This window comes from Philodulcilactobacillus myokonensis (assembly GCF_027923585.1).
Lineage (GTDB): Bacteria > Bacillota > Bacilli > Lactobacillales > Lactobacillaceae > Philodulcilactobacillus > Philodulcilactobacillus myokonensis.
Window position 1 is genome coordinate 1 of the sequence record NZ_BRPL01000001.1, and the last position, 8,014, is coordinate 8,014.

General features: G+C 30.9%; 6 protein-coding genes. All 6 read right to left on the bottom strand.

The window, feature by feature from the left end; all coding sequences use genetic code 11:
* Window positions 1-242: 242 nt before the first annotated feature.
* Entirely contained in the window at window positions 243-1,394 is a 1,152-nt protein-coding gene (locus tag WR164_RS00005) for a rolling circle replication-associated protein (protein WP_286135486.1), read from the bottom strand.
* A gap of 264 nt (window positions 1,395-1,658) precedes the next feature.
* The gene (locus tag WR164_RS00010; RefSeq protein ID WP_286135487.1) at window positions 1,659-2,612 is read right to left on the bottom strand and encodes an integrase domain-containing protein; all 954 of its coding nucleotides are present in this window, start codon (window positions 2,610-2,612) and stop codon (window positions 1,659-1,661) included.
* 687 nt (window positions 2,613-3,299) lie between these two features.
* Window positions 3,300-3,950 carry a recombinase family protein gene (locus tag WR164_RS00015; protein WP_286135488.1) on the bottom strand — a complete coding sequence of 217 codons (651 nt, stop codon included), beginning with the start codon at window positions 3,948-3,950 and terminating at the stop codon, window positions 3,300-3,302.
* 191 nt (window positions 3,951-4,141) lie between these two features.
* The gene (locus tag WR164_RS00020) at window positions 4,142-5,293 is read right to left on the bottom strand and encodes a rolling circle replication-associated protein (protein ID WP_286135486.1); all 1,152 of its coding nucleotides are present in this window, start codon (window positions 5,291-5,293) and stop codon (window positions 4,142-4,144) included.
* Window positions 5,294-5,557: 264 nt separating this feature from the next.
* Complete coding sequence (locus tag WR164_RS00025) at window positions 5,558-6,511, bottom strand: integrase domain-containing protein (RefSeq protein ID WP_286135487.1); 954 nt, start codon at window positions 6,509-6,511, stop codon at window positions 5,558-5,560.
* A 687-nt stretch (window positions 6,512-7,198) separates the two neighbouring features.
* A complete protein-coding gene (locus tag WR164_RS00030; RefSeq protein WP_286135488.1) occupies window positions 7,199-7,849 on the bottom strand; it encodes a recombinase family protein in 651 nt (216 codons plus the stop codon).
* Window positions 7,850-8,014 lie beyond the last annotated feature (165 nt).

An 8,014-nucleotide genomic window follows, 5' to 3' on the forward strand; every position in this document is an offset into this window, starting at 1 on the left:
TTTTAATTTTTGACCCGCCGTTGATACTCTAGCATAGCCATATAATGCCATTTTTATCGCTCCACTCTCTTCGTAAGTATTCTTCGCTTATATTTACACTACCATATTGGCATTTATAAGTATAATATTTTGTATGAAGTTTGACGTTAAGTTTTCTTCATACCCTTTTACTGAGCTTACTGCTACGTGCTTCGCACGTTTCCAATGATTGCAGCTAATGTTTACCAACATTAGCTGAACAATCATCGGTCATTGTCTTTAGCCGCACGCCACCATTTCTGCTTAAGCATAATATCAAACTTCACTGATTTTACATTTTGATTATTTGGATCATGACTTTGTTTTATCTTTAATTTGTTATAATTACTAACCGCTATTTGTTCCGTTCTAATCATATTTTTGGCATTGCCGAACATACGTTCGGCATTGTAGTAGTAGCCAGTATAGCAGTTAAAATTATATTGTTTTTCGTGATTATTAATATCAAATCTAAATGCTTTATACCACAATCTCACGCCTAAAAATGCCCTTATTTCCGAATTATAAATGGTTTTAATTATAATTGGTTTACTTACATTTTTAGATGCTACAAAAGTACGTTGATTAGCTCTATAATCATTTAATCTTGCTCGTTTTCTTTTATTTTTACTATTAATTTTGTCTAAATCAATTCTAAAGTAATGTTTGGCTAACCAGTCTGGTCTGCTTAAATGCTTTAAATTCAAGTATCCTTTTGCCCATGATTGATAAATATAATGTTTGATTATTGCCATTTCAGTATTAATTTTATTTAAAAACTTAAATAGAATATGGCAATGCCAATTACCATTGCCTTGTGGCTCAAACACTACGATATAAACCAATTCACTGGTTTTAATATTCAATCTTTCCTTTAATTTTCTTAGCCATTTTTTCACATCAATTTTGATATATTTTGAATTAAATATTGAATTATAAGTTGCTGTTACTAGCAATTCATTATTAGCACCATTGAAATTACAATGAATTAAATCAGTTAATCGTCTACTGGTCTTTGCTAAATTAGCATACGGTAATTCAGCTTTAGTCTTACCATAGTGCTTGATATGGTGCTGTTTTAAGATTTCTCCTGTTTCAATATTTACATATTGAGCTTTATGATCATGCTTTCCAAATTTTTTAACTGGTTCACCGTGAGTATTTACATATGTATTTTTGCTAGTAATTTTAATTACATTACCCGTCTTATGTTGTGTGGTCACTGTTGAATAAGCACCCGTCATCTTAATCTTAATTGGTGTGTTATATAGTAATGAGTATTTATCTAGTTTTTTAACCATTTTTGATGGCTTAAACCCACGTCCCCCATGGCGTGGTTCACTTATGGACTTTCTAGTATTAAATTCCTTGAGCATTAAAAAACACCTCCAACTTTTTTTAGTTGAAAGTGTTTATATTCATTTCATAACTTCAAATGATTATTGTTTACATTGATTCTAGTGTGATATAATATTGTTATGAGTTATAGCTAAGCACTGCTTAGTTAGCAATTAAGCACTGATAATACTTAATTGTGAATATAAACACTTTTATTTTTTTAGAATTGGCTATCTTTTGATAGCCTATACATATATTATCATATTTTTAGAACCGCTGACCGTTATTCAGTGGTTCTTTTTTTACCTAAAATACGATTTAAGTACATCTAATCTATTGTGTCCCAGGTCCTTACTAACTTGCTCAAATGCCGATTTATCACCCACATATCCATTGATATTGATTTGATTATTGTCTTTACCAGTATTTAATTCCTCAAATCTATTTATAGCATACTCACTTCTGAATGCATGAAACCCCACATCTCTAGCATTAGCATTAAATAACGGTTTCTCTTTAGCCCATTTTTTCTTTAAATCATCTTTTCCTAGTGGCTCACTAATAGCTCTATTACCGTATTTATTGAGCATATTTTGATTATAACTCCCTAAACAATTAGCTACACGATATTTACCACCTTTGCCAATCGTTTGAACCTGCATTTTTCCATGGTTATTAACAAATGAACTAGCTCTAACTCCATGGCTTGTATGGTTTCCAATTATTTCATCACGTCTTAGCCCAAATGCTCTCGCTATATCAATTGGATCTTTGTAGCGTTCATATTCTCGTTTATGGTTTTGAATCCAAGATTTACCAGTATATCCTCTGCTATGCGTAATTAATTTGCTTTGTCTTCGTTGTAATTTATAGCCATAATCATCTTTGATTTTCTTTTTCGTCAATGAACTATTCCAGTTACCACTACCGACTTCAGTATGATTAAACATTAGTAGATCAGCTGATATTGTCCATGGACTCCTGCCAATTTTTTGTTGATAGTTTAAATAATCAGCCACCATTTTTGGCTTAATGTCGTTTAATTTATATGCTTTTATTTGATTGCTCTTTGCCCATTTATAAAATGATTTAACCCTACTTAAATGCACTTTTAATGACTGTTTGGTATAAATTTTATTAAGTATTCCGAACTTATGTTCCCGTGATTTATCTTCATCTCTAGAATTATTTACGCCATTTTTATATTGATTAAATAATTCTCTTTTTAATTCATGTTGAATTGTACTTCTGCCCATTTTCACTCCCTCTTTTTATAATTTTAGTTAAAATTCGCCAACATTTAGGCTTTTTTTTACGAGCTTACCCTTGCTCATGAACGTTGACAATTTGCTATTTGATTAATGCTAGCCACACATTTTAAGCCTCAGTTTTGTTAGCTAGGCTTATCAATATTGATTAGGCAGACTATAAATTATTGCCAGACAGCCTGTTCTTTAATTACTGCCTGTTCTAATTCATCCCATGATTTTACTGGGATGTTTTAAGTACAGCCTGCATATTCAACATTGCGTTCGATTTACTGTCCCCTATCGTATAATCGCTATTATATCAACGATTATAAGCATAAAGTAACAGTTAATCGCTTTTCCAGACTGTCTATTCCGTTTTTTCATTCAATTTTTTCATCCCAAAAAGCTTTGCTTTTTTGGGATGACTAAAAATTGAGATTACAAAACGAATAGGCAGTCTTACAGCATATATCGTATTGTTCAGCTAACAATTATTTTTTATTATTAGCTAAACATTATTCATTACAAAACACTCCTTTTATAAAATTTAACTTATTTTCAATGCAAAAAATTTTACTAATTTCTTTCAACATAATTAAACACTCCTTAGATTAAATATAACTTATTTTTTAGATCATTATGATGTTATCACAAATAAAAAAAGCTTGCCTTATTTTGTTAGGCAAACAAATTTTATTTTATAAAATCATCAATTGTAGTTTGATTTGGATTCTCTTTTTTATCTTCAATTTCTTTAAAGTGTTTTCTGAATTGGGCTTTATTAAGTTGCACATTTCGTGCACTTATTCCAAATTCATCCGCTGTTTTTTTAGCACTCTTTTTCAGGCTTTCCCGATAAATCGCATAGTAATGTTTATATTTAGGATTGTTAATATCAGTACGTTTCATTCTTCCTTCACGATAATTTGGATCATGAGCCTTAGCATATCGCTTACCAGCTTGTGTCCGCTCTACAATCATATCTCGTTCAATATCGGCAACCATCAATAATGTGTTATACATAATTTTTCCACCAATGTCATTGCTAACTGTCATTCTTGGCTGTATCACTTTAATAATGACACCTTTTTGTTTTAAATCATGAATTACATTCAATGCTTCTCTTGTATTTCTCGCTAGTCGATCTAGCTTGGCAACTACTAAAATATCGTTATCATGTAGTACTTTTAATAACTTTTGAAATTCTGGCCTATCTAATCTCGTTCCCGTAAACTTCTCATGATAAATATTTTTTGGTCTAACACCATTTTTCCTAAGCATTGAAATTTGGTCTTTTAATTTTTGACCCGCCGTTGATACTCTAGCATAGCCATATAATGCCATTTTTATCGCTCCACTCTCTTCGTAAGTATTCTTCGCTTATATTTACACTACCATATTGGCATTTATAAGTATAATATTTTGTATGAAGTTTGACGTTAAGTTTTCTTCATACCCTTTTACTGAGCTTACTGCTACGTGCTTCGCACGTTTCCAATGATTGCAGCTAATGTTTACCAACATTAGCTGAACAATCATCGGTCATTGTCTTTAGCCGCACGCCACCATTTCTGCTTAAGCATAATATCAAACTTCACTGATTTTACATTTTGATTATTTGGATCATGACTTTGTTTTATCTTTAATTTGTTATAATTACTAACCGCTATTTGTTCCGTTCTAATCATATTTTTGGCATTGCCGAACATACGTTCGGCATTGTAGTAGTAGCCAGTATAGCAGTTAAAATTATATTGTTTTTCGTGATTATTAATATCAAATCTAAATGCTTTATACCACAATCTCACGCCTAAAAATGCCCTTATTTCCGAATTATAAATGGTTTTAATTATAATTGGTTTACTTACATTTTTAGATGCTACAAAAGTACGTTGATTAGCTCTATAATCATTTAATCTTGCTCGTTTTCTTTTATTTTTACTATTAATTTTGTCTAAATCAATTCTAAAGTAATGTTTGGCTAACCAGTCTGGTCTGCTTAAATGCTTTAAATTCAAGTATCCTTTTGCCCATGATTGATAAATATAATGTTTGATTATTGCCATTTCAGTATTAATTTTATTTAAAAACTTAAATAGAATATGGCAATGCCAATTACCATTGCCTTGTGGCTCAAACACTACGATATAAACCAATTCACTGGTTTTAATATTCAATCTTTCCTTTAATTTTCTTAGCCATTTTTTCACATCAATTTTGATATATTTTGAATTAAATATTGAATTATAAGTTGCTGTTACTAGCAATTCATTATTAGCACCATTGAAATTACAATGAATTAAATCAGTTAATCGTCTACTGGTCTTTGCTAAATTAGCATACGGTAATTCAGCTTTAGTCTTACCATAGTGCTTGATATGGTGCTGTTTTAAGATTTCTCCTGTTTCAATATTTACATATTGAGCTTTATGATCATGCTTTCCAAATTTTTTAACTGGTTCACCGTGAGTATTTACATATGTATTTTTGCTAGTAATTTTAATTACATTACCCGTCTTATGTTGTGTGGTCACTGTTGAATAAGCACCCGTCATCTTAATCTTAATTGGTGTGTTATATAGTAATGAGTATTTATCTAGTTTTTTAACCATTTTTGATGGCTTAAACCCACGTCCCCCATGGCGTGGTTCACTTATGGACTTTCTAGTATTAAATTCCTTGAGCATTAAAAAACACCTCCAACTTTTTTTAGTTGAAAGTGTTTATATTCATTTCATAACTTCAAATGATTATTGTTTACATTGATTCTAGTGTGATATAATATTGTTATGAGTTATAGCTAAGCACTGCTTAGTTAGCAATTAAGCACTGATAATACTTAATTGTGAATATAAACACTTTTATTTTTTTAGAATTGGCTATCTTTTGATAGCCTATACATATATTATCATATTTTTAGAACCGCTGACCGTTATTCAGTGGTTCTTTTTTTACCTAAAATACGATTTAAGTACATCTAATCTATTGTGTCCCAGGTCCTTACTAACTTGCTCAAATGCCGATTTATCACCCACATATCCATTGATATTGATTTGATTATTGTCTTTACCAGTATTTAATTCCTCAAATCTATTTATAGCATACTCACTTCTGAATGCATGAAACCCCACATCTCTAGCATTAGCATTAAATAACGGTTTCTCTTTAGCCCATTTTTTCTTTAAATCATCTTTTCCTAGTGGCTCACTAATAGCTCTATTACCGTATTTATTGAGCATATTTTGATTATAACTCCCTAAACAATTAGCTACACGATATTTACCACCTTTGCCAATCGTTTGAACCTGCATTTTTCCATGGTTATTAACAAATGAACTAGCTCTAACTCCATGGCTTGTATGGTTTCCAATTATTTCATCACGTCTTAGCCCAAATGCTCTCGCTATATCAATTGGATCTTTGTAGCGTTCATATTCTCGTTTATGGTTTTGAATCCAAGATTTACCAGTATATCCTCTGCTATGCGTAATTAATTTGCTTTGTCTTCGTTGTAATTTATAGCCATAATCATCTTTGATTTTCTTTTTCGTCAATGAACTATTCCAGTTACCACTACCGACTTCAGTATGATTAAACATTAGTAGATCAGCTGATATTGTCCATGGACTCCTGCCAATTTTTTGTTGATAGTTTAAATAATCAGCCACCATTTTTGGCTTAATGTCGTTTAATTTATATGCTTTTATTTGATTGCTCTTTGCCCATTTATAAAATGATTTAACCCTACTTAAATGCACTTTTAATGACTGTTTGGTATAAATTTTATTAAGTATTCCGAACTTATGTTCCCGTGATTTATCTTCATCTCTAGAATTATTTACGCCATTTTTATATTGATTAAATAATTCTCTTTTTAATTCATGTTGAATTGTACTTCTGCCCATTTTCACTCCCTCTTTTTATAATTTTAGTTAAAATTCGCCAACATTTAGGCTTTTTTTTACGAGCTTACCCTTGCTCATGAACGTTGACAATTTGCTATTTGATTAATGCTAGCCACACATTTTAAGCCTCAGTTTTGTTAGCTAGGCTTATCAATATTGATTAGGCAGACTATAAATTATTGCCAGACAGCCTGTTCTTTAATTACTGCCTGTTCTAATTCATCCCATGATTTTACTGGGATGTTTTAAGTACAGCCTGCATATTCAACATTGCGTTCGATTTACTGTCCCCTATCGTATAATCGCTATTATATCAACGATTATAAGCATAAAGTAACAGTTAATCGCTTTTCCAGACTGTCTATTCCGTTTTTTCATTCAATTTTTTCATCCCAAAAAGCTTTGCTTTTTTGGGATGACTAAAAATTGAGATTACAAAACGAATAGGCAGTCTTACAGCATATATCGTATTGTTCAGCTAACAATTATTTTTTATTATTAGCTAAACATTATTCATTACAAAACACTCCTTTTATAAAATTTAACTTATTTTCAATGCAAAAAATTTTACTAATTTCTTTCAACATAATTAAACACTCCTTAGATTAAATATAACTTATTTTTTAGATCATTATGATGTTATCACAAATAAAAAAAGCTTGCCTTATTTTGTTAGGCAAACAAATTTTATTTTATAAAATCATCAATTGTAGTTTGATTTGGATTCTCTTTTTTATCTTCAATTTCTTTAAAGTGTTTTCTGAATTGGGCTTTATTAAGTTGCACATTTCGTGCACTTATTCCAAATTCATCCGCTGTTTTTTTAGCACTCTTTTTCAGGCTTTCCCGATAAATCGCATAGTAATGTTTATATTTAGGATTGTTAATATCAGTACGTTTCATTCTTCCTTCACGATAATTTGGATCATGAGCCTTAGCATATCGCTTACCAGCTTGTGTCCGCTCTACAATCATATCTCGTTCAATATCGGCAACCATCAATAATGTGTTATACATAATTTTTCCACCAATGTCATTGCTAACTGTCATTCTTGGCTGTATCACTTTAATAATGACACCTTTTTGTTTTAAATCATGAATTACATTCAATGCTTCTCTTGTATTTCTCGCTAGTCGATCTAGCTTGGCAACTACTAAAATATCGTTATCATGTAGTACTTTTAATAACTTTTGAAATTCTGGCCTATCTAATCTCGTTCCCGTAAACTTCTCATGATAAATATTTTTTGGTCTAACACCATTTTTCCTAAGCATTGAAATTTGGTCTTTTAATTTTTGACCCGCCGTTGATACTCTAGCATAGCCATATAATGCCATTTTTATCGCTCCACTCTCTTCGTAAGTATTCTTCGCTTATATTTACACTACCATATTGGCATTTATAAGTATAATATTTTGTATGAAGTTTGACGTTAAGTTTTCTTCATACCCTTTTACTGAGCTTACTGCTACGTGCTTCGCACGTTTCCAATGATTGCAGCT

What these genes read in the sequence shown, in the direction of transcription:
- WR164_RS00005 (WP_286135486.1), bottom strand. Translation starts at nt 1,394, where the DNA reads ATGCTCAAGGAATTTAATACTAGAAAGTCCATAAGTGAACCACGCCAT.
- WR164_RS00010 (WP_286135487.1), bottom strand. Translation starts at nt 2,612, where the DNA reads ATGGGCAGAAGTACAATTCAACATGAATTAAAAAGAGAATTATTTAAT.
- WR164_RS00015 (WP_286135488.1), bottom strand. Translation starts at nt 3,950, where the DNA reads ATGGCATTATATGGCTATGCTAGAGTATCAACGGCGGGTCAAAAATTA.
- WR164_RS00020 (WP_286135486.1), bottom strand. Translation starts at nt 5,293, where the DNA reads ATGCTCAAGGAATTTAATACTAGAAAGTCCATAAGTGAACCACGCCAT.
- WR164_RS00025 (WP_286135487.1), bottom strand. Translation starts at nt 6,511, where the DNA reads ATGGGCAGAAGTACAATTCAACATGAATTAAAAAGAGAATTATTTAAT.
- WR164_RS00030 (WP_286135488.1), bottom strand. Translation starts at nt 7,849, where the DNA reads ATGGCATTATATGGCTATGCTAGAGTATCAACGGCGGGTCAAAAATTA.